The organism is Yersinia aldovae 670-83 (assembly GCF_000834395.1).
GTDB lineage: Bacteria > Pseudomonadota > Gammaproteobacteria > Enterobacterales > Enterobacteriaceae > Yersinia > Yersinia aldovae.
Genome location: NZ_CP009781.1, coordinates 4,125,014 through 4,146,330 on the forward strand (window position 1 = coordinate 4,125,014; position 21,317 = coordinate 4,146,330).

The window sequence follows — 21,317 nt, forward strand, 5'->3', positions numbered from 1 at the left end:
GGGTTTTAATTTGCGTTACGAAATAATTTTTTTACACTCCATAATGAGCAATACACACAGTAAATAAATAAAAGTGAACCATGCGTTTTTCTAAAAGGTAGTGAGTCAATTAAATAAACTACTTAAAGGGTCCGATATCGGACGAATAGGGGGAAAAGTGAATATTCTTAGTTACTTGCAAAAAGTGGGTCGGGCGTTGATGGTCCCTGTGGCCACACTGCCGGCAGCCGCGATTCTGATGGGTGTTGGTTATTGGATCGACCCGGTAAGCTGGGGGGGTGATAATGCGCTCGCGGCATTATTCATCAAGTCCGGTGCGGCTATTATCGACAATATGTCAGTGCTGTTCGCCATTGGTGTGGCTTATGGTATGTCAAAAGACAAAGACGGTGCTGCGGCACTGACGGGCTTTGTCGGTTTCCTGGTATTGACCACGCTGTGCTCGCCAGCCGCAGTTTCGATGATTCAGAAGATCCCGGTTGATCAGGTTCCTGCTGCATTCGGCAAAATCAATAACCAGTTTGTGGGTATTCTGGTCGGTATCATCTCTGCTGAACTGTACAACCGTTTCAGTAGCGTTGAACTGCCAAAAGCACTCTCCTTCTTCAGCGGCCGCCGTTTGGTTCCGATTCTGACCTCCTTCCTGATGATCGCCGTTGCCTTCATTCTGATGTATGTCTGGCCATTGATTTATAATGCGCTGGTGACGTTCGGTGAATACATCAAAGACATGGGTTCTGTAGGTGCAGGTATCTATGCCTTCTTCAACCGTTTACTGATCCCCGTCGGCTTGCATCACGCCCTGAACTCGGTGTTCTGGTTTGACGTTGCTGGCATTAACGATATTCCTAACTTCCTGGGTGGCCAACAGTCTATTGACGCCGGTAAAGCGGTGGTCGGTATCACGGGCCGTTATCAGGCAGGGTTCTTCCCTATTATGATGTTCGGTTTACCGGGTGCCGCGTTGGCGATTTACCACTGTGCACGTCCGGAAAACAAAGCGAAAGTGGCGGGTATCATGATGGCGGGGGCATTTGCTGCCTTCTTCACCGGTATCACCGAACCTCTTGAGTTCTCCTTCATGTTCGTGGCACCGGTGCTGTACTTTATCCACGCCGTGTTGACTGGGATTTCCGTGTTCATCGCCGCCAGTATGCATTGGATTGCCGGTTTTGGTTTCAGCGCCGGTCTGGTGGATATGGTGCTTTCTTCGCGCAACCCACTGGCAACTCACTGGTACATGCTGATTCCACAAGGTCTGGTGTTCTTCGCCATTTACTATGTGGTATTCCGTTTCACCATCAAGAAATTCAACTTACTGACTCCAGGCCGCGAACTGGCGGTAGAAGGCAGTGAGGAAGATGGTTATGACGTCAATGTTAATAACACTGCGGAAGTCAACGAAAGTGAAATTAATGGTCTGGCACGTCGTTATATCGGTGCTATCGGTGGTTCAGACAACCTGACAGGGATTGATGCTTGTATCACCCGTCTGCGTTTGAATGTGAAAGATTCTGCATTGGTGAATGATAGCGTGGCTAAACGCCTCGGTGCTTCAGGGGTTATTCGTCTGAACAAACAAAGTGTACAGGTGATTGTCGGGACGCGCGCGGAACTGATTGCCTCGGCAATGCGTGTAGTATTGGCCGGTGGGCCGGTTCCTGCAACAACCGGTAGCGCAGCACCTGCCGCCAAACCTCAGGCTGTGGTTAATACGGCTAACACCAGCAAGAGTGCCTCTTTGATACTGGTTTCACCGATTACCGGTGATGTTGTGGCATTGGATCAGGTGCCTGACGAAGCTTTTGCCAGCAAAGCCGTTGGTGAAGGTGTGGCTATTCGTCCTACCGATAAAACCGTGGTTTCTCCGGCCAGCGGCACTATCGTGAAAATCTTCAATACTGACCATGCGTTTTGCCTGGAAACTGAAACCGGTGCTGAAATCGTGGTTCATATCGGGATTGATACGGTGAAACTGAATGGTCAGGGCTTTACCCGTCTGGTTGAAGAGGGTGCCACCGTGGTTGCCGGTCAGCCGGTATTGGAACTGGACTTGGCTTATCTGAATGCGAATGCACGTTCAATGATTAGCCCAGTTGTGGTCAGTAATATTGATGATTATGCCGGTATTTCAATATTGGCAGGCAGCTCTGTGGTTGCCGGTCAAAGCCCACTGTTTGAGATTCAGGGTAAATAATCAGTTTAAGATTCGCAGTGAAAAAGTGCTGATGTACTGAGTCACTGGCCTGAGTTTTAATCAAAGTAGCGGGAGGAGAGCAATCTCTTCCCGTTTTTTTGTTTTGTTTAGGGTAACAAACGGTTGTTTCCGGGCCGGGCTTGTTGGATTATACCTGTCATCCTTCAAGTTGCAGGTGTGTTGGCTGCGCTCATTCACCCGAATCACTTACTTATGTAAGCTCATCGGGATTTTCTCGTTTGCCGCCTTCCTGCATCTTGAAATCTATTAGGTAAATATGCGGTTATATTTGTTGCGTTTGCATTGAGGAAAAGAACAATGAGTGAGGCAGAAGCCCGCCCGAGTAATTTTATCCGTCAGATTATTGACGAAGATTTAGCCAGCGGCAAACATACATCAGTTCATACCCGCTTTCCGCCAGAGCCAAACGGCTATCTGCATATCGGCCATGCAAAATCTATTTGCCTGAATTTTGGCATTGCCCAAGACTATCAGGGCCAATGTAATCTGCGTTTTGATGACACCAACCCAGTGAAAGAAGACGTGGAGTTCGTTGAGTCAATTAAACACGACGTAGAGTGGCTAGGCTTCACCTGGAGCGGCGATATACGTTACTCCTCAGACTACTTCGATCAACTGTATCAGTACGCTGTAGAGCTGATTAACAAGGGGTTGGCGTATGTCGATGAGTTGAGTGCCGAGCAAATGCGTGAATATCGCGGCACACTGACCGCACCGGGTAAAAACAGCCCATATCGCGACCGCAGCATTGAAGAGAATCTGGCACTGTTTGAAAAAATGCGTGACGGTGGCTTTGCGGAGGGTACCGCTTGCCTACGCGCTAAAATTGATATGGCATCACCGTTTATCGTAATGCGTGATCCTGTGCTGTATCGTATTAAATTCGCTGAGCATCATCAGTCAGGTAACAAGTGGTGCATCTATCCGATGTATGACTTCACCCACTGCATTTCCGATGCGATTGAAGGGATCACCCATTCACTTTGCACGCTGGAGTTCCAGGACAACCGCCGTCTGTATGATTGGGTGCTGGATAATATTTCCATTGAATGTCATCCGCGTCAGTATGAGTTCTCTCGCCTGAATCTTGAATACACCATCATGTCTAAGCGCAAGCTGAACCAACTGGTGACCGAGAAGGTGGTAGAGGGCTGGGATGACCCACGTATGCCGACTATCTCTGGCTTGCGTCGCCGTGGCTACACCGCTGGCTCTATCCGTGAATTCTGCCGTCGTATCGGTGTGACCAAGCAGGATAACAACGTTGAAATGATGTCGCTGGAATCTTGTATCCGTGACGATTTAAACGAAAATGCGCCGCGGGCGATGGCGGTGCTTGACCCTATCAAAGTGGTTATCGAAAACCGGGTTGCTGGGGAAGAGTGGCTCACCATGCCAAATCACCCAAATAACCCAGATATGGGTACCCGTCAGGTGCCGTTTGATAGTGAAATTTATATCGATCGTGCTGATTTCCGCGAAGAAGCTAATAAGCAATATAAGCGTCTGGTATTGGGCAAAGAAGTGCGTTTGCGTAATGCTTATGTCATCAAAGCCGAACGTGTCGAAAAAGATGCAGAAGGTAATGTTACGACACTTTATTGCAGCTTTGATGCAGAAACACTCAACAAAGATCCCGCCGATGGCCGTAAAGTGAAAGGCGTTATTCACTGGGTTTCAGTGGCTCACGCACTGCCTGCGGAAATTCGTTTATATGATCGCCTGTTTAGTGTGCCAAACCCGGCGGCAGCGGATGACTTCTTATCGACGATTAATCCGGAATCTTTAGTTATTCGTCAGGGCTTTGTTGAGCCGAGCCTGGCAAATGCGAATCCGGAAAAAACCTACCAGTTTGAACGTGAAGGTTATTTCTGCGCTGACAGCCACTATTCACGCCCAGATGCTTTAGTGTTTAACCGCACTGTAGGCTTGCGTGACACCTGGGCGGCTAAAGCGGCAAACTAAGCTTTAACGTATCAAATAACCCTAAAAGGCGTGGCTTAGTCCACGCCTTTTTTACCCCCTAAAAACGTGAAATCGTTTATTTTACTAAACTCTAATGGGTATTTCCTTTTCCATTACTCTCGGCATTACCTCATGGTCAATCACGGCCTATTAACCTCTTTCTTCCCCGCCAGGTGACTCACTGTAAGTCTTTCTTAAACATTCGCTTTGCAAATTAACTGAATAAAAAACCTTCATCTTAATAAAAAAATCACATTTTATTGTGCGGGCTGAAACCATTCAATTATGTCAATGAGAGACTATTTTCGCCAAAAAAAGGATGCTATACATTGTTTTTTAAGCTTTTGTGAACTTGGTAATATTTTTTCACAATTATGTGCTCATTGTCATACTTTGAAAAGTTAGCTCTATTTTTGATTGATAATTCGCGTCGCGAAAAATAGTCTGTATTACAGCAACACATCAGCACGAGTTTGTTTTATTGAAAATTGTTTTGTCGAAAATTGTTTTTTTGAAAACTAATTGCTAACGGAAATTTCTTCCGGGCAAGAAATTTTACCTATTTAGGTTTTTTTTGAGGCGGCACCTGTGAGCTGTGGTGGACACAGAGGGCGCACTTTAAATGTGATGTCAAAGAGGATTTTTTTCTTATGGTTACGCACGATGTAAAACGTAAAACATTAGCGCTCGCCGTTGCGGGCGCATTGTTAGGAACGGGGTTCATGGCAGCCCCAGAAGCCAAGGCTGAAGGTTTTATTGATGATTCGTCGCTGACCGGCGGTATTTACTATTGGCAGCGTCAGCGTGACCGTAAGGATTTAACGCCGGGAAGTGCTGAGTATGGTAAATACGTTGCCAACCTACATCACTCCACATTTAACGCCAATCTGGACTTCTCGTCGGGTTATGCGGCAGACATCTTTGGTATCGATCTGGCTGCATTTGGCGCGGTTGAAATGAGCAACAGTGGCCCTGCTGCTCCGAACGAAATTGGTTTCAGTGATGCCAAAACCCGTTGGGACGAAAAGTGGACTGGCGATAAGAGCGGTGTCAGTGTTTATAAAGCGGCTGCCAAATTTAAGTTAGGCGATTTTTGGGCGCGTGGGGGTTATATCCAACCGACCGGCCAGACGTTGCTGGCTCCGCACTGGAGCTTTATGCCAGGGACCTATCGTGGTGCGGAAGGCGGCGCGAAATTTGATTTTGATACGGCGGGCGCACTGTCCATGTCTTACATGTGGACTGATGAATATAAAGCACCGTGGTATCAGAACATGTACAACTTCCGTCAGGCTGATGGTTTGACCGGTGTCAGTTACTTGCACTCAATCGGTGCTAAATACGACTTCAAAAACAAACTGGTGATGGAAGCGGCATTCGGTCAGGCTAAAGATTATATGGACCAATACTTTGCGAAAGCCTCTTATGCTTTCCCGGTTGCGGGCAATGATCTGCGGACTTCTTACCAATTCTACGGTGCTAAAGATAAAGTGGATGGCGGTGCCAGTAATATCAATGATGTTTATGACGGTTTGGCATGGTTGCAGGCACTGACACTGGGTTACACCACCGGGCCATTCGACCTGCGTCTGGAAGGAACCTGGGCTAAAGCCGACGGTAATCAAGGCTACTTCCTGCAACGTATGACTCCGGGCTATGCTTCATCTAATGGTCGCCTGGATGTTTGGTGGGATTCCCGTTCTGATTTTAACGCCAACGGCGAAAAAGCGCTGTTCGGTGGCGTGATGTATGACTTGAAAAACTGGAATCTGGCAGGGTGGGCGGTTGGAACCTCTTATGCTTATGGCTGGGATGCGAAACCAAGCACCAATCCGAAGTTTGACCAGAATACCCGTTTGAAAGAATCCGCATGGAACTTTGACGTCCTCTACACCCTGCAAGAAGGCCGTGCGAAAGGCACGCTGTTCAAACTGCACTATACCATGTACGACAACCACACCAATATCCCAAGCTATGGCGGTGGTTTCGGTAACGTATTCCAGGATGAAAAAGACGTTAAATTCATCGTGATTGCGCCATTTACCATCTTCTGATCCTGATAAACCCACCCTGGCAGTGATGCTGGGGATTATGGAGTGCCTGCCATGAAGAAAACGCTTTTTATTATTGCTGCGGTGTTGGGATTAAGTGCCTGTGCACCACAACAGCCTGTTCAGTCGGAAGATAGCAAACTCAAGCAAGCCTACAGCGCCTGTATGACAGCCAGCGAAGGTCAACCGGAAAGGCTGATCCCTTGCAAAGCGGTGCTGAATGTCTTGAAACAAGAAAAAGCACATCAAGCCTTTACTGACAAAGAAACGGTACGGGTATTGGATTACCAACGTTGCATTGATGCGGCTCATACTGGCAATGGCCAGGCTTATAACGAGCAATGTGGCAAGCTGTGGCAGGAAATTCGCAGCAATAACTCAGCCGCCAGCAGTACGAGTCTCAGTAATTAAACTATAAGTAATTAGGGCAATAGCCAATAACCATTACGGACGAGGTTAGTGATGAATAAATTTAGATTGAATGCATTGGCGGCGATAACCGCGACTTTTGGTTTGATGGGGTATGCACAAGCGGATGCCACCCATCAGCAGACTGTTGACCAGCTCAGTGCATTAAACGTTAACTATAAACTGTTAGATAACCGCGCTGCTGAAAATGGTGTGGATTGTGCCAAGCTGGGGGCTGATTGGGCATCTTGTAATAAGTTAGTTATTACTCTGACCAATACGGGAGATGAAATCAAAGGCCAGGATTGGGCTATTTACTTCCACAGCATCCGCCAAATCCTGACGGTAGATAACAGCCAGTTTAAAATTACTCACCTAACCGGTGACCTGCATAAGATTGAACCCACGGCCAAATTTACGGGTTTCCCTGCCAATCAGGCCGTTGAAATCCCCATCACCGGTGAGTACTGGCAGTTGTTTGACACTGATTTTATGCCTCGCTGGTACGCTACTTCTGGCGATGCCAAGCCAAAAATCCTGAAAAATACCGATACTGAAGATATTAGTGAATATCTGACACCGTTTACTGACTCGCAGTGGAAGCGCACCAAAGACGACAATAACGTGCTGATGACGCCAGAATCACGTTTCCTCAAAAATGAAACGGTAAAAACGTTATCGGCGGCTAACTTGCGTGGGCAAATTATCCCGACGCCAATGGACGTTAAGGTTTATCAACAAGATATCGATTTGAGTAACGGTGTGGCACTGGATCTGAGCGCGTTACCAAAACCGGCTGCCAAGGCGGTACAGCAGCGCTTTGAGTTACTCGGGCTGAAGATGAACGCGGCGGGTTACCCAATAAAAACAGGGGTTCAACCTACCGTTTTTAAAGGTGATTTAGCTGTTTCTGGTGCTTATGAGCTGAATATTGGCGAGCAAGGCACGCAGGTGATTGGTTTTGATCCAACCGGCGTATTCTATGGTCTGCAATCAATTCTCTCGCTGGTCCCAACTGACGGTACTAAGAACATTGCTACTCTTGAGGCGAAAGATGCGCCACGCTTTGAATACCGTGGTGTTTTCCTCGATGTGGGCCGTAACTTCAAAACCAAAGATGCAGTGCTGCGCCTGCTTGATCAGATGGCAGCTTATAAGCTGAACAAATTCCACTTCCATCTGAGTGATGATGAAGGCTGGCGTATTGAAATCCCAGGCTTGCCGGAACTGACGGATGTCGGTGGTAAGCGTTGCCATGACTTGACCGAAAATGCCTGTCTGTTGCCACAACTGGGTTCTGGCCCGGATAGCAATAATCTGGGCAGTGGTCATTTTACCCGTGACGATTATATTGAGATCTTGCAATACGCTAAGGCGCGCCAGATTGATGTCATTCCTGAGATTGATATGCCAGCACATGCCCGTGCAGCGGTGGTTTCGATGGAAGCGCGCTACAACAATCTGATGAAGCAGGGTAAGGAAAAAGAAGCCAACGAATTCCGCTTGGTTGACCCGACGGATGACTCTAATACTACCTCGGTGCAGTTCTATGAGCGCAAAAGCTATCTGAATCCATGTCTGGACTCGTCCAAACGCTTTGTCGATAAAGTGATTGGCGAAATGGCTCAGATGCATAAAGACGCGGGAATGCCGCTGACTACCTGGCACTTTGGCGGTGATGAAGCGAAAAACATTCGTCTGGGGGCGGGGTTCCAGGACAAAAGTGGCCCAATCGAACCAGGTAAGGGCATTATCGATAAGAGTATTGAAGATAAGCCGTGGGCCAAGTCTCAGGTCTGTCAGGACATGGTCAAGCAAGGCAAGATTCAGGATGTTGAGCACCTTTCCAGCTACTTCGCTATTGAAGTCAGCAAGATGGTCAATGCTCACGGTATCGAGAAGATGCAAGCCTGGCAGGATGGTTTGAAAGACGCGAAAGATGCCAAAGCGTTTGCGACCAAACGTGTTGGCGTCAACTTCTGGGATACCCTCTACTGGGGTGGGGCTGATTCTATCAATGATTGGGCCAATAAAGGCTATGAAGTTGTAGCTTCCAATCCGGATTATGTCTATTTCGATATGCCATATGAAGTTAATCCGAATGAACGCGGCTACTACTGGGCAACGCGCTTCACTGATGAGGCTAAGGTCTTTAGTTTCGCTCCCAATAACATGCCGCAAAACGCTGAAACCTCCGTGGATCGCGACGGCAATCACTTTAGCGCGAAGAGCGATAAAGCGTGGCCGGGTGTACAGGGTATCTCTGGTCAGTCATGGAATGAAACCGTCCGTACTGATGAGCAGATGGAATACATGATCTTCCCACGGGTGTTGCCATTGGCTGAGCGTGCCTGGCATCGCGCATCATGGGAGCAGACTTATCAAGCGGGTCGCGAGTATAAAGGTGGCGAAACGCACTGGGTGGATACTAAAGCATTGGACAGTGACTGGCAGCGTTTTGCCAATATCATGGGCCAGCGCGAACTGGCAAAACTGGATAAAGCGGGTGTGTCATATCGCTTGCCGGTTCCGGGAGCGCGGATTGTTACCGGGCTGTTGGAAGCCAATATCTCTCTGCCTGGCTTGATTATCGAGTATTCAACTGATGGTGGTAAGCAGTGGCAGAAGTATGATGTCAACGCGCAGCCTAAGGTCAGTGGTGAGGTGTTGATCCGCTCGACCAGCCCGGATGGCAAACGCAGTAGCCGCGTTGAACCGGTTAAAGTTTGATGCTTTATAAGTGCTGTGTCTGATGTACCTCCTGTTTGATTTATTTGTAGCTCAACGAATTGTCGATTAAATGAAGTTGAGTTGATAGCTTTCCCCCGGCGAGTCCGGGGTTTTTTTTGCGTTAAATTTATGCAGGTCGCAAGGTCTATACCCAAAGTCATTGCAGGTAGGCCGCCAGCGAATAACAAATTGGTTATAAACTATTTTGAACAGCACTTGCGCTGGTTCATAGGATGAATGAGAGTAACTAAGGGAGAAGGGTATAAATAAGAATGACCACCTGACTCCCCACCGAGCTAATCTCGGGTTACATGCGGGAAAGGCGGCCATATTGCGGGTTATATATTTCAGCAGTGCTTAAAAATCTTTATAAGTTAACGCGATAAAACAGCATTATCTTTTGTCGTGAGCTGACTCATTTTCACGGCAATCACCGGATTCACAGTGGCCGTACAGATACAGACTGTGATTGGTCAGTTTGATACCGTGTTGTTTAGCAATTTCACGTTGCAGCGATTCAATCGATTCATTGCTAAATTCGATCACTTTGCCGCAATCCAGACAGATAAGGTGATCATGGTGATGTTGTTGCGTCAGCTCAAAGACTGATTTGCCGCCTTCGAAGTTATGGCGGGTAACAATACCGGCATCATCAAACTGATTCAGCACACGGTAAACCGTTGCCAAACCAATCTCTTCTCCGATATCGATCAGCTTTTTATAAAGATCTTCCGCGCTGACGTGATGGCACGCTGGGTTTTGCAACACTTCCAGAATTTTGAGCCGGGGCAGTGTTACTTTAAGGCCTGCGTTTTTTAAGGCTTTGTTGTTGTCAGTCATGCGGATTCAGTCCTATTACTATCGATTCAAATTAAGGCTGTTCAGCCTATGACATCCGTGGCGCAATATTCTCAATTGCGTCTCATTATAGAACTGCTAGCCCCAAATGAAAACCGTGGTTGTTAACAAAGTTATAATTGCACACTTTGTAAGATTAATCATGCAGTGTGTTGAGGAATGGGGATAACACATCATTCAAGTGTACAGTGGCTACAAATAAAGTTACAAATTTGTAGCCGTTTATTTTCATTTTACACCGATGATGGTGCGGATTTGTGGGCCGCTTAACAGAGCAAATTTACCCGGCAGACATAGCCACACATGTTTGGTGGGCTATTCAGGGCGAAAGAGATTATTTTACGCGAAGCAAGCGTGCTTAAAAGAGGGCGGAAACGCCTGATTGTATATAAAAGATACCATCACAGCGTTTCCGATATACCAAATTAACCGACGATCTCGGCCAAATTCAGTTCTTCACTGATCTGTTTTACCCAAGCGTGAACACGTTCATTGGTCAACTCTGGCTGACGGTCTTCATCGATTGCCAGACCAATAAAGTGGTCGTCATCAGCCAGGCCTTTAGAGGCTTCAAAATGGTAGCCTGCGGTTGGCCAGTGACCGACGATAGCAGCACCACGCGGTTCGATGATATCGCGCACTGTCCCCATCGCATCACAGAAATACTCGGCGTAATCTTCCTGATCACCGCAACCGAACAATGCTACCAGCTTGCCGTTGAAATCGATCTCTTCCAGGGTTGGGAAGAAATCATCCCAGTCACACTGCGCTTCACCGTAATACCAGGTTGGAATACCGATCAGCAGAATATCGAAGCCTTCTAAATCTTCTTTACTGCTTTTGGCAATGTCATGAACCTCAGCAACCTCTTTGCCCAGTTGCTTTTGGATCATCTTGGCAATGTTTTCAGTATTGCCAGTATCGCTGCCAAAGAAAATGCCTACAGTTGCCATATAACTTAATACCTTTTAAATTCAAATAGTTATGCTGATTTTTGAGCGTTATGCCCAATAATATAGCACATTTCGATAGGGCAACATAATGCCAGAAAACAGCATCAGGCTGATATCAAGTTTATGCGATATTAAATTTTCGCGAGTCACTCAACCTTACAACGCCGTTGCCGATAACCGTTGTGTAGCCGAATGGTTGCAATTTGCGGTGCCAGGGGAAATTCGTCAGATGAAAGTCTGCCGGTAAAGGAGCTATCGTTAGCTGTATGGACGTACTTTACTGCTTTTCGGTCATCAAATAACACCAGAGTCTCTAACGGCAATCATCCGTTATATAAGGGGAACGCACATGCAGTTTTTAAAAAATATTAGCATCAGGGTGGCTTTACTTTGGGTTCTTGGCATATTTTGCCTGCTCTGGGGCGGCGTATCAGCTTATACATTGCTATCACTGAATCAATTAACACAATCATCCAATGCGAACAGTGTGTTGGTAGAAAACATGAATTTGGTGAATCAGGGAACCGATCAGTATTTCCGTATGGTGACACGGCTTGCCCGCTCAGTGGATTATCGCCAAAACGGTAATATCGCGGATGCAGACAAAGAACTGAAATCATCGAATGTCGCCCTGGAGAATTTGAAAAAAAAACTGGCAGAGTTTAAAGCTGTCGACCATGCACAAATTGATCCTGTACTAGTCACTGGGGTTATTGATGGATGGAGCGGATTAATTGAGCAGGGTGTTACCCCGCTTTATCAGGCCGCGATGGATAACAATAGTGCCGCGTATCAAGAATTGGCCAAGAAAACCGTGCCTGCCTTGAGCCGCCAATATGGTTCCGTGGCAGAAAGCTTTAATCAGTCGGCATCAAAAGCTATCGGGGTGGCTAAAGAACAATTCTCACATCTGACAAAAGTGAGTAGCGTCACGCTTATCTCTGCTTTGGTTGCTGGCTTGTTGATTTTATTAGCGACGGATCGTTATCTGGTGGCGAACCTGGTGCGCCCGTTGGATGAGATCCGCGAGCATTTCCGGGTGATTGCTTCCGGTCAGCTTGGTCAGCCTATCACCGATTTTGGTCGAAACTGTGTTGGGCGGTTATTTCCGCTTTTGCGCGATGTACAAACCAGTCTGGTGAACACGGTTCAGACGATTCGTAGCAGTACCGACGGTATTTATCACGGTGCCGCTGAGATTTCAGCCGGTAATACTGATTTGTCATCCCGCACCGAACAGCAAGCGGCGGCATTGGAAGAGACGGCAGCGAGTATGGAGCAGCTCACCGCGACCGTAAAACACAATGCGGATAACGCACATCATGCCAGCCAACTTGCAGCGAGTGCCTCTGCGACGGCGAAAAAGGGCGGGTTGCTGGTGGCGGATGTGGTTAACACCATGAATGAGATTTCTGCCAGTTCACGAAAAATAGCTGACATAACTACTGTCATTAACAGCATTGCTTTTCAAACTAACATTCTGGCGCTGAATGCGGCAGTGGAGGCGGCAAGAGCGGGCGAACAGGGCCGTGGTTTTGCCGTGGTAGCCAGTGAAGTGCGTAACCTGGCCCAACGCAGCGCGCAAGCGGCGAAGGAGATTGATGGCTTGATCAATGAGTCGGTCAACCGTGTCAGCAGTGGTTCGGCGTTGGTGGAAAGTGCGGGAGTTACGATGGATGAAATTGTCCGTTCGATTACTAATGTGACTGATTTAATGGGGGAAATAGCCTCGGCTTCTGATGAGCAAAGTAAAGGTATCAGTCAGGTCGGGCAGGCGGTGGCTGAAATGGACAGCGTGACGCAGCAAAATGCTGCGCTGGTACAGGAGGCTTCGCGCGCAGCCGCCTCATTGGAAGAACAGGCAACACAATTGAATCGGGCGGTGGCGGTATTCAAATTACACCTGGATGACGAGCGGGTTAAACCGGCAATGAAGCCTCGGGCGCATCCCACAGCGATGGCACCTGTCACTAAGGTAGACAACAACGCCAATTGGGAAACTTTCTAAGCAACGGTGAGGATATTGGCGTGGCGTAATGACTTACGCCACGCCGTCATGGTAACCGGTAGGGTTAAAACCCTTCATGAGAGTGATCATGCGCTAATTGAGCCAGTAACATCTGTTCAATTAGCTCACTACGGCTGATGTTACGCAGCTCTGCAAGACTATTGAGAGCATCGACTGCATCGGCATTAATCTTCAGTTCCACGCGTCGTAAGCCACGGACTTTATCGCGTTGCAGTTGATTTCGCTTATTAATTCTAAGCTGTTCATCACGGGATAATGGGTTTGTTTTCGGTCGCCCCGGACGGCGTTCATCTGCGAACAGATCCAGCGTCGTGCGATCCGTTTGTTCTTTTGCCATAGGTAGCGTTACTACAAGGGATTTACATCAGAAAGCGTAACGGAGCCTTGTCTGACGATTCGGTTAACACGTATCAGGTTGAGAGCATAGATAGAGCGCATTTAATAACCTATATATCGCAGCCTGAATTTGCATTTGCACCGGTTATAGCCTGAGAACAGCGACCATACACCGCGGCAAAATTATAGCGCGCCATAATACCCCAGCCAAGCGAGCAACGACAATGCTTTACTGTGATTAGATTGGGCTAATTCATTCTTTTTTGCACAATTTTTCCACAGGAAATACATTTCTTTTCCCCAGGGTATGATTTTTAATCAACATCCGGGTGCGCAACATTATTCTGCATCGATAAAGCGGTGGATGGCCCGTAACACCGAGTCCGGTTTTTCTGCGTGGACCCAATGGCCGGTTCCTGCTACCACATGCGCTTTAGCTTGCGGGAACTGACGGGCAATATCATCACGATAGCTGTCCTGAACATAGGGGGATAACTCGCCGCGAATAAACAAAATGGGGTGGGGCCATGCAGGTACTGGTTGCCAACCAACAATATTCTCATATTGATCCCATAGCGCAGATACATTAAAGCGCCATTCGCCGCCTTGAAATGATTTCAGTAAGAACTGAATAACGCCTTCTTCTTTTATAAACTCACGCATCAGTTGGGCCGCTTCCTGACGTTGAGTTACCCCTGCTGCGTTGACTGCATTCAGTGCGGCAAAAATCTGATCATGACGGCGTACCGGATAATTGACCGGGGCGATATCGATGACAACTAATTTATCGATTCTATCCGGAGCCAGTGCGGTCATCGCCATCGCGACTTTTCCGCCCATCGAGTGGCCGATAATTATGGCCTTTTCTATTTCAAGCTGATCCAGCAATTCCAATACATCTTGCGCCATTTCCGGGTAATTCACTTGTGGCGAGCGAGGCGATAACCCGTGGTCGCGCAAATCAACCTGAATCACATTATGGTCTTTATGGAGGTCGCGAGCCAAAACCCCCAAGTTATCAAGATTACCAAATAACCCGTGGATCAGGATGATGGGCAGGGCGGGCGTAGGAGAAAGTGCATTTTGTAAGCGGAAGTTTAATTTCATGGCGAAGTTCATACTGAGAGATATTGTGGTTAGGGTATCATGACTGAGCTTAGGTGTGCTGCTATACGATTATTCGCCTTATCATCAAGTTCATGTGGATTATTGCATCATTGTAGGCGAGGGCGGGGGATTTATCCCGATAAGCCATGATAAAGGTACTCGTCAGCACGCTTTGACTTTATAATCCTTAGATATGCATAAGAAAGTAGAAACCGTACTGGATAAAGATGAAAACTATTGAACTCGACGAAGAACTTTATCGCTATATTGCCAGCCATACGCAACACATTGGTGAGAGCGCGTCCGACATTTTACGGCGTATGTTGAAGTTTACCCTAGGCCAGATGGCAGCCAACGTGCCTGCCAGTAATACTACGGTAGCAAAAGTCGCTACCGCTCCCGTGCCGAAGGATAGGGTTCGTGCGGTACGTGAATTACTGCTGTCCGATGAATATGCGGAGCAAAGCAGGTCAGTTAACCGCTTTATGTTGGTGCTATCAACACTGTACTTGCTGGATGCACAGGCATTTACGGAGGCGACTGAATCATTACATGGCCGCACCCGGGTCTATTTTGCCGGTGATCAGCAAACATTATTGCAAAACGGGACACACACCAAACCTAAGCATGTGGCAGGTACGCCATATTGGGTTATCACCAATACCAATACCGAGCGTAAACGCAGTATGGTGCAACATATCATGCTGGCTATGCAGTTCCCGCCGGATTTGACTGACAAAGTGTGCGGGACTATTTGATCTACAGGAATGTCTGACTTCATTGAAACCATCTTTCCCGCTGGGCACAGAGCTGTCCTGCTATGAAAGTGAAAGCCTATAGGGAGTAGTGACTGTGGCCAATCATCCTCGAGCCGGGCAACCTGCTCAGCAAAGCGATTTGATTAATGTTGCCCAACTGACGTCGCAATATTATGTATTGCAACCCGATGCTAAAAACTCGGCCCATGCGGTCAAATTTGGTACCTCTGGGCACCGTGGTAGTTCAGTGCGCCACAGTTTCAATGAGGCTCATATTCTGGCTATCGCGCAGGCGATCGCAGAAGTTCGTCACCAACACGGCATTACCGGCCCGTGTTATGTGGGTAAAGATACCCATGCTTTGTCTGAACCGGCCTTTATCTCGGTGCTGGAAGTGCTGACGGCGAACGGCGTGGATGTGGTGGTGCAGGAAGATAATGGTTTCACCCCGACACCGGCTATCTCTCATGCCATCCTTTGCTATAACGCGCAGGGTAAAGGTAAAGCCCTGGCTGACGGCATAGTTATCACGCCGTCGCACAACCCACCAGAAGACGGTGGCATCAAATATAATCCACCGAATGGCGGCCCGGCTGACACCCATTTAACCTCGGTAATTGAAAAGCGTGCGAACGAGTTAATCAGTGCAGGCTTAGCTGATGTCAAACGCCAGACCCTGGATAACGCACGGAACTCGGGCTATTTTCATGCACAGGATTTGATTACACCGTATGTTGCGGGGTTGGCCGATGTGGTGGATATCCCGGCTATTCAAGCTGCCGGTTTGAAATTAGGTGTCGATCCGCTCGGGGGTTCTGGTATTGCTTACTGGCAACGCATTGGCGAGCATTATAAATTGGATCTGACGCTGGTTAATGATTCCGTCGATCAGACATTCCGCTTTATGCATCTCGATCATGATGGCGTGATCCGCATGGATTGCTCGTCAGAATCAGCGATGGCAGGTTTGTTGGCGCTGCGTGATAAGTTTGATTTAGCCTTTGCCAATGATCCGGACTACGATCGCCACGGTATCGTCACGCCAGCGGGTTTGATGAATCCGAATCATTATCTTGCGGTAGCCATCAATTATCTGTTCCGGCATCGTCCGCAATGGGGAACTAATGTCGCAGTAGGTAAAACACTGGTTTCCAGTGCGATGATTGACCGCGTGGTGGCTGATTTAGGCCGTAAGCTGGTGGAAGTGCCGGTTGGTTTTAAGTGGTTTGTCGGGGGTCTGCATGATGGCAGTTTTGGTTTTGGCGGTGAAGAGAGCGCGGGGGCATCTTTCCTGCGCTTTAACGGCAAGCCGTGGTCTACGGATAAAGACGGCATCATTATGTGCCTACTGGCGGCGGAAATTACGGCGGTGACGGGCAGAAATCCACAGCAGCACTACGATGATTTAGCCAAGCGCTTTGGCGCACCAAGCTACAACCGTATTCAGGCTCCGGCAACGCAAGCACAGAAAAATGCGCTGTCTAAGCTGTCGCCAGAAATGGTGCAGGCCAGCACGCTGGCGGGTGACCCCATTACTGCGCGTTTGACGGCGGCTCCGGGTAATGGTGCTTCCATTGGCGGCCTGAAAGTGATGACGGCTAACGGCTGGTTTGCCGCCCGCCCATCAGGTACCGAAGAGGCTTATAAAATCTACTGTGAAAGCTTCCTGGGGGCAGAACATCGCGAAAAGATAGAACAGGAAGCGGTCGATATTGTCAGTGACGTTCTGGCGGGCGCTAAATAACAGCCTTAAGAATATCGGGCCAGAATCAGGTGACAGACTGCTAGTCGTTTGATTCTGGTATTCGCAGTGCCAAGGCGCTCATTTTGTGCTGTTAAGCATCTATCACCCTAACGCCACCAGTAATGCTCCGGCGGTAATCAGTGCGACACCGGCTCCTGCCACAAGTGAAATCTTTTCACCAAACAGAATAACGGCCAGAATCACCGCAAAAACCACACTGAGTTTGTCAATGGGCGCGACTTGCGAGACATTGCCATGCTTGATAGCCATAAAGTAGAACAACCAGGACAACGCACCCGCCACACCACTTAGCACGATAAACAAGAGCGCTTTTTTATCTGCCAATATTGTGCCAACCAGATTAAATTTACCCTGCACGACGACCACTCCGACTAAAAATAGTGCCATCACAACAGCGCGAACCGCAGTGGCGGTATTGGCATCCAAATTCTGTAAGCCGATTTTACCGAATATTGCGACCAGGGAGGCGGTGAGGGCAGACAGCAGGGCGTAAATTAACCAAGTGCTCATGAATAATAAGACCTATTAGCATTTAAAAACATGATGCTACGCCGCTGAACGCTATTTTCCTAGTCTCAAGGTGAAATTTGATGGTGTACAATCTGTTATGGCATAAAACGATAGCCGACGCCGGTTTCAGTCAGCAGGTGTTTAGGGCGAGTGGGGTCCGTTTCTAATTTCTGGCGTAAATGCCCCATATAAATGCGCAGATAGTGGCTGTGCTCGACATAATTTGGCCCCCAAACCTGATTCAAAAGCTGGCGTTGGGTAATCACTTTACCCGCATTAGCCAAGAGTGCTGAAAGTAGCCGAAATTCAATCGGTGTCAGATGCAGATCAACACCCGCACGGGTAACCTGCCGGTTAATCAAATCGACACTGATATCGGAAAAATCGACCCGTGGGCTTTCCAGGCTACCACCACTGTGGCGGCGTAAAGCCACTCGTACTCGTGCCAGCAATTCACTGATGCCAAAGGGCTTGCTCAGATAGTCATCGGCACCGGCATCCAATGCAGCCACTTTGTCTTCTTCGCTGTTACGGGCCGATAGCACAATAATGGGGATCGCGCTCCACTGGCGCAGGTCTTGAATGTATGTCAGCCCATCGCCGTCCGGTAATCCCAAATCCAGAATAATCAGATCCGGTTTACGGGTACCCGCTTCAATTAAACCCCGTTGCAGAGTATCACTCTCAAATACCCGCCAACCCTCACTCTCCAGCGCAATACGAACAAAGCGGCGGATCTCTTTTTCATCTTCTACGATCAGGATGTTAGTCGGGGATATAGTCATTTCTCCTCTTACCGGTCATACTTTGAGCTGCTTGTGCATTGGCTGCTTTCGTTAACCCCGGTCACTGACTTATGTAAGCTCCCGAGGATTTACTCAATTGCCGCCTTCCTGCAACTCGAATTATTTAGGGTATATCACTTTTCAGTATCAATGTTTTCACCATCAATATCCGGCGCTTTTTCTAGTGGTAGCGTAAAGCGGAAACTCGCACCACCATCTTGGCTCTTTTCAACCCAGATACGCCCACCGTGTACATCAATAATGGCACGACAAATGGCTAAACCCAAGCCCACTCCCGGAATTGCTGACTCTTTGTTACCACGAGAGAATTTGTCAAAAATCAGATTCTCTTGCCCAGCGGTGACTCCGGGGCCATTATCCCACACTTCTACATTTAGCCACTCCCCTTGCACAATGGCCCGAATACCCAGTGAGGCGGCATTTCCCGCATATTTATGGGCATTTTCCAGCAAGTTGATAAACACCCGCTCCAGCAAACTGCCATCGCAATTGATTAGCACTATTTCGCCGGGTAATTCGACCTTAATCTGATGATAACTTAAGGTGGTTTCCAGCATGTGCAGTGCGCTGCCAACGATCTCTTCGAGCGATTGCCACTCTTTGCGCAGATTAAAACCACCGGACTGAATACGTGCCATATCGAGCAGGTTATTCACCAATCGAGTGGTACTTAATACCTGTTGGCGAATTTGGTTGGCTTGCGGAGCATGACGCGAACCTTCGGCTGCCAGATCCAGAGTCAGGATTTCTGCCTGACCGAACAGCACCGTTAGCGGAGTACGTAAATCGTGGGAAAGCGCTGCCAGTAGCGAGTTACGCAATTGCTCTCGCTCGGCATCCAGTTTGGCCAGTTCGGCACTGCGCGCCAAATGCAGCCTTTCCAAGGCGTTGGCAATCAGGCTGGTAAAGGTTTGCAACAAACGTTGCTGCTCCGGCACCATTAATTGGCGCAAGTTGGCCGGCTCTATCGCCAGTACACCAAAGGTCTGTTTGGAGGCACTAAGGGGCAGTAATTGATAGGGGACGCCGGGTAGAGTATCGGTGCCCGCACCGGCAGGTGCGCCCTTATCAAAACTCCAGCGGGCAATAGCTTCATCCACTGACAATATGCCCCCTTCATCGGTGGCAATTTGTTGTAAACTGCCATCCTCTTGCGGCAACAGCAGGCCGGTTTTAGCCTGAAAACTGCTGGAAAGAAAATGGCGGCTGGTTTTGGCAATATCCTCTGGGGTGAGCGCGCGGCTCAAACCTCGTGACATTTCATACAGATGCCTGGCCCGTTGCTCTCGATATCGGGCAATTCGTGCCTGATAACGCACGCCTGCCGTCAGATTACCCACCACAATACCGACAATCAGCATTACGCCGAAGGTCACCAGATATTGTACGTCGGTGACCGCTAACGACCAGTGTGGTTGGACAAAAAACAGGTCGAAACTGGCGACATTAATCACCGCTGCCAATACCGATGGCCAGCGGCCAAAGAACAGGGCAATAATCACCACTCCGAGCAGATAAACCATCACCAGGTTTGCCTGATCGAAACCGGGCATTAACCATTGCGATAATAAAGTTATCAAGGCGCACAGGCCGATGGCGGCCGCACAGCCGCGTAGCTGCATACGCCACTTTTCAGTGAACGTGCGCGAATCATTCTCTTTCACCACGTTGGTCGGGGTATCACCTTCCAGCGCGATAATTACCAAATCGAGATCCGGCCCTAACTTGCCCAAGCGGTCAGCAAAACTACCGCGCAGTTTCCAGCGTTGCTCGGCACGGCGGCCAATAATGATTTTGCCCAGATTGTGTTCACGGGCATAACGCAGCACCGCTCGCTCTTCACTGGGTTCTGATAACGTAGCTGTTTCCGCTCCTAACTCCTGTGCCAGTTTCAGTGTGCGTAAGATAGCGCGCCGCTTGGCTTCAGGCAGCCCATGCAACCGTGGGGTTTCCACATAAACCGCATGCCAGATACAACCTAAACGGGCGGCCAGACGGGCTGCGGTTCGAACCAGTTTTTCGTTACCGTTATTGTGGCCGATACACAGCAGAATGGCATCGCGTGTATGCCAGACACGTTCACGCCCTTGGTTGTCACGAAAAGCCCGCATCTGGTCATCAACCCGATCGGCGGTGCGGCGCAGTGCCAGCTCGCGCAGGGCAATGAGATTCCCTTTACGGAAGAAATGTTCGATGGCACGTTCAGCCTGGCCAGAGATATAGACTTTGCCTTCGCTCAGACGCTGGCGCAGGTCATCGGGAGGTAAATCGACCAATACCACTTCTGTGGCCTCATCGAACATATGATCGGGCACCGTTTCTCGTACCCGAATCCCGGTGACGCCACCGACCACATCATTGAGGCTTTCCAAATGTTGCACATTGACGGTCGTTAGCACGTCAATGCCGGCATCCAATAGCTCTTCGACGTCCTGCCAACGTTTGGGATGGCGCGAGCCGTGGGCGTTGCTGTGGGCCAGTTCATCCATCAGGATCAGCGCCGGACGGCGAGCCAGCGCGGCATCTAAATCAAACTCACGTACCTGACGGTTGCGGTGGTGGATGCGTTTTAGAGGTAGAACCGCCAGCCCTTCCAGTAACGCCGCGGTTTCACTGCGCCCGTGAGTTTCCACCACGCCAGCCAGCACATCTAACCCCTGCGCACGTAAACGCTGAGCTTCTTGTAGCATGGCGTAGGTTTTGCCCACTCCCGCACAGGCCCCAAAGAAGACTTTCAGTCGCCCGCGCGGCTTTTCATTCGCCACCGCGAGCAGGCTGTCGGGGTCCGGACGGGTTGGTTCTGCTTCCACCATCATATTTCCT

General features: G+C 48.9%; 15 protein-coding genes. 8 read left to right on the forward strand and 7 right to left on the reverse strand.

Going from position 1 to position 21,317, the window contains the following annotated elements:
• Positions 1 to 157 precede the first annotated feature (157 nt).
• The 5 genes from nagE to AT01_RS18585 all read left to right on the forward strand — a co-directional run bounded on the left by nagE (position 158) and on the right by AT01_RS18585 (position 9,372).
• Positions 158 to 2,197: an N-acetylglucosamine-specific PTS transporter subunit IIBC gene (gene nagE, locus AT01_RS18565; protein WP_042548189.1), complete on the forward strand. Its 2,040-nt coding sequence runs from the start codon at positions 158 to 160 to the stop codon at positions 2,195 to 2,197.
• A gap of 318 nt (positions 2,198 to 2,515) precedes the next feature.
• Positions 2,516 to 4,183 (forward strand): glutamine--tRNA ligase, encoded by a 1,668-nt coding sequence (gene glnS, locus AT01_RS18570; protein WP_004700756.1) that lies wholly within the window; start codon positions 2,516 to 2,518, stop codon positions 4,181 to 4,183.
• A 650-nt stretch (positions 4,184 to 4,833) separates the two neighbouring features.
• The gene (gene chiP / locus AT01_RS18575) at positions 4,834 to 6,237 is read left to right on the forward strand and encodes a chitoporin ChiP (protein ID WP_042548190.1); all 1,404 of its coding nucleotides are present in this window, start codon (positions 4,834 to 4,836) and stop codon (positions 6,235 to 6,237) included.
• Positions 6,238 to 6,288: 51 nt separating this feature from the next.
• Complete coding sequence (gene chiQ / locus AT01_RS18580; protein ID WP_042548191.1) at positions 6,289 to 6,645, forward strand: ChiQ/YbfN family lipoprotein; 357 nt, start codon at positions 6,289 to 6,291, stop codon at positions 6,643 to 6,645.
• Positions 6,646 to 6,696: 51 nt separating this feature from the next.
• A complete protein-coding gene (locus tag AT01_RS18585) occupies positions 6,697 to 9,372 on the forward strand; it encodes a beta-N-acetylhexosaminidase (RefSeq protein WP_042548192.1) in 2,676 nt (891 codons plus the stop codon).
• Positions 9,373 to 9,765: 393 nt separating this feature from the next.
• Here AT01_RS18585 and fur read toward each other — a convergent pair whose 3' ends face one another.
• Complete coding sequence (fur, locus tag AT01_RS18590) at positions 9,766 to 10,212, reverse strand: ferric iron uptake transcriptional regulator (protein WP_004700748.1); 447 nt, start codon at positions 10,210 to 10,212, stop codon at positions 9,766 to 9,768.
• Between the two features lie 443 nt (positions 10,213 to 10,655).
• A complete protein-coding gene (gene fldA, locus AT01_RS18595; protein ID WP_004700746.1) occupies positions 10,656 to 11,183 on the reverse strand; it encodes a flavodoxin FldA in 528 nt (175 codons plus the stop codon).
• 349 nt (positions 11,184 to 11,532) lie between these two features.
• Between fldA and AT01_RS18600 the strand changes: the two genes are divergently transcribed.
• The gene (locus AT01_RS18600; protein ID WP_042548193.1) at positions 11,533 to 13,191 is read left to right on the forward strand and encodes a methyl-accepting chemotaxis protein; all 1,659 of its coding nucleotides are present in this window, start codon (positions 11,533 to 11,535) and stop codon (positions 13,189 to 13,191) included.
• 64 nt (positions 13,192 to 13,255) lie between these two features.
• Here the strand turns inward: AT01_RS18600 and ybfE are convergent, their stop codons facing one another.
• A complete protein-coding gene (ybfE, locus tag AT01_RS18605; RefSeq protein ID WP_004700739.1) occupies positions 13,256 to 13,549 on the reverse strand; it encodes a LexA regulated protein in 294 nt (97 codons plus the stop codon).
• A 338-nt stretch (positions 13,550 to 13,887) separates the two neighbouring features.
• Entirely contained in the window at positions 13,888 to 14,655 is a 768-nt protein-coding gene (gene ybfF, locus AT01_RS18610; protein ID WP_042548194.1) for an esterase, read from the reverse strand.
• 227 nt (positions 14,656 to 14,882) lie between these two features.
• Between ybfF and seqA the strand changes: the two genes are divergently transcribed.
• Positions 14,883 to 15,413, forward strand: coding sequence for a replication initiation negative regulator SeqA (gene seqA / locus AT01_RS18615; protein ID WP_042548195.1), 531 nt, complete (start codon positions 14,883 to 14,885; stop codon positions 15,411 to 15,413).
• Between the two features lie 94 nt (positions 15,414 to 15,507).
• Complete coding sequence (gene pgm, locus AT01_RS18620) at positions 15,508 to 17,157, forward strand: phosphoglucomutase (alpha-D-glucose-1,6-bisphosphate-dependent) (RefSeq protein ID WP_042548196.1); 1,650 nt, start codon at positions 15,508 to 15,510, stop codon at positions 17,155 to 17,157.
• A 102-nt stretch (positions 17,158 to 17,259) separates the two neighbouring features.
• Here pgm and AT01_RS18625 read toward each other — a convergent pair whose 3' ends face one another.
• From AT01_RS18625 to kdpD, 3 genes are all read right to left on the reverse strand, one after another.
• Entirely contained in the window at positions 17,260 to 17,688 is a 429-nt protein-coding gene (locus AT01_RS18625) for an EamA family transporter (RefSeq protein ID WP_042548197.1), read from the reverse strand.
• Between the two features lie 95 nt (positions 17,689 to 17,783).
• Positions 17,784 to 18,473, reverse strand: coding sequence for a two-component system response regulator KdpE (gene kdpE / locus AT01_RS18630; RefSeq protein WP_042548198.1), 690 nt, complete (start codon positions 18,471 to 18,473; stop codon positions 17,784 to 17,786).
• Between the two features lie 134 nt (positions 18,474 to 18,607).
• Complete coding sequence (gene kdpD, locus AT01_RS18635; RefSeq protein WP_042548199.1) at positions 18,608 to 21,307, reverse strand: two-component system sensor histidine kinase KdpD; 2,700 nt, start codon at positions 21,305 to 21,307, stop codon at positions 18,608 to 18,610.
• Positions 21,308 to 21,317: the final 10 nt, after the last annotated feature.